General features: G+C 61.5%; 2 protein-coding genes. One reads left to right on the top strand and one right to left on the bottom strand.

Annotated elements, in window-relative coordinates; all coding sequences use genetic code 11:
* On the top strand, positions 1 to 1,640 hold a 1,640-nt coding region (locus Q7T84_RS12800; protein ID WP_304809463.1), incomplete at its 5' end, for an AarF/ABC1/UbiB kinase family protein.
* On the opposite strand, the gene Q7T84_RS12795 is transcribed toward Q7T84_RS12800, so the two are convergent.
* Positions 1,590 to 2,090, bottom strand: coding sequence for an Hsp20/alpha crystallin family protein (locus tag Q7T84_RS12795; RefSeq protein ID WP_304809461.1), 501 nt, complete (start codon positions 2,088 to 2,090; stop codon positions 1,590 to 1,592). The genes Q7T84_RS12800 and Q7T84_RS12795 overlap by 51 nt on opposite strands.
* Positions 2,091 to 2,397: the final 307 nt, after the last annotated feature.

Raw genomic sequence — 2,397 nt, 5'->3', positions numbered from 1 at the left:
ATCGATGCGGGCATGCAGATCTGATGCAGCCTCTTACACTCTCGCCGAACGACTTTCGCCGCCTTGCTACGGTGCTCCGTACGTTGGCCCCCACTGCCGCGCGGCCCGGTCTCAGAAAGCTAGGTTTGTTACGCGGAGGGCCTACCGACGACACGAGCGACGCGACATACGAGGGCTTTGTTACGGCGCTTGAGGCGCTCGGGCCCACATTCGTCAAGCTCGGGCAGATCATGGCGACGCGCTCGGATCTGCTTCCCCCCGAGCTGACAGAAAGGCTCGGCAGGCTGCACGATAGCGTTGCTCCGGCGCCCTTCGAACAGATACGTGAACAGCTTACAATCGATCTTGGCGGAACGCCCGACGATATCTTCGCTGAATTTTCCCCGGCCCCAATCGCCGCAGCTTCAATAGCGCAGGTCTACGCCGCGCGGCTCACGACCGGTGAAGAAGTCGTCTTGAAAGTTCGCAGACCCGGCATCGGGGCTATCATGCGCGCGGACCTGAGGCTGCTCGCGGCCGCAGCGCGCGTCGTTGAGCGGCGTGCGCCGGCGCTTCGTCGCCATCAGCCGGTACGTGTCGTCTCCGAACTGAGTGATGCTCTCCTGGAGGAGATCGATTTTCGAATGGAGGCGCGTAATCAGTCTGAGGTGCGCAAACGAGCGACGGTCTTCCATGTGCCTCTAGTCCATGAGCGGTTTACCACAGAAAGGACCATGGTCAGCACCCGCGTCCGCGGTCGCCCCCCTAACGCAGTGTTTCGCAGCGAGGAGCCTGCGTTGGCGCGTGCGTTGGCGCCCGAAGCGGCCCGGGGCCTACTGGGCATGATCCTGTTGGACGGGGTGTTCCACGCTGACCCCCATCCCGGAAATGTTCTTGTGACGCCCGACGGTCGTCTGGCGCTATTGGATTTCGGCTCGGTCGGACGCCTCTCGGTCAAGCGGCGAGAGCAGGTGCTCGTGGTCCTCGGCTCCCTGGTGGATGCCGATGTCGCCGCGGTGTCCGATGTCTTAATGGAATGGGCAGGCCGCTCTGGACCACCTCCGACCGGCCTTGAGCAAGGTGTTGAGCGCTTCTTTCTACGCTATGCAGCCGACTCCGGGCGGCCGATCCGGCTTGCGGAGGCTATCGGCGAATTTGTCTCCATCGCACGAGACAACGCGCTGACCCTACCGCCTGATCTTCTGCTCCTGTTGCGCGCTCTGGGCATCGCGGAAGGCTTGGCAAGGACTCTCGACCCCGAGTTGGATGTGGTCGACGCGATTGCGCCGGTCGTGGTCAAAGCTTTTGCATCAAGGTTTGCGCCTAAAGCCCTCGCCACCCGGGCCTTCCGTGCATTCAAGGAATTCGATCAAATTCTGGCGACTGGGCCGGAAGCAATAAGACGCGGGATCGGCCGCCTTAGCCGAGACGGCCTTGTCATACGTTTATCAAGTTCAGACCTGGCGGACTTGCCGCGCGCCGTGAAGCGGGCCGGCGAAAGCCTTTCTGTCGCTGTGGTCGTCGCGGCGCTCGTCGTCGCCGCCGCCATCGTCACGGTCGCGAACGACGGCCAAGTCGCCGCGCCCGGACGAATAGCGATCCTTGTCGCTTCAGGCGTTGGGTTGGCAGCCTTCGTGGCCCGCTTGCTTAGGCGTGACTGACACCTCACGCACGGGGACGCGCTTTGCATCGCCACGCACCCAGGCAGCCTTGACCAAGCTGACAGTTAGAATGCCGTCCTCGAGCGTCGCTGTCACCTTGTCCGGGTCGACCGGCTCTGGAAGATCGAAAGATGAGTCAATGGGACTCACCATACCCCCGGACCGGGCCTGACGGCCAGCAGCTCGCAAGCGCAAATGCCTTGGAGTCACATCCAAGCGCAAATCCTGGAGGGCATGCCCAGGGACATCGACCGCGACGGTTACGTCCTCAATTGTCTCCGCGACCGTAAAAGTCGGAGCCTTCGAAGTCGTAGTCTCGGCCGATTGAAAACCGCGCTTGGCTTCTAACCTGCGTCCAACGCTGCGAAGGCCGCGGCCAATCAGGCTGTCGTATTCCAGCCGCGCGGAAAATGTCCTTCTGCCCAATTTTAACGAGACGTCGCCGATCATAATAAACTCCTCAAACCACTTCAGCCGGATATTGCGCGCCGGATGGCGGCAAATTCATGGCACGTAGAGGACGGTTGCGGGCGGCCGAAGGCAGAGCTGGAACCAAGCTGCACCATTGCCGTTATTGTTGCGGTCGCGAATTTCGGCCAGTACCGCGCGGAAATTTTAACCGGAAGATCTGAATGCGAAAATCAGGGTCACTTCTTGCGTCACTGTCTGTCGTCCCGGTTTTAGCCTTTGCCAACCCTGTTTCGGCGCAGACGCAGTCTGCACCGTCGGAGCAAAGCTCAACCTACCGAGCGCCCGA

The sequence above is a fragment of the Phenylobacterium sp. genome, assembly GCF_030654915.1.
Lineage (GTDB): Bacteria > Pseudomonadota > Alphaproteobacteria > Caulobacterales > Caulobacteraceae > Phenylobacterium.
The sequence above is the reverse complement of the archived record's forward strand: the minus strand, read 5'-3'. Positions and strand labels throughout refer to the sequence as shown.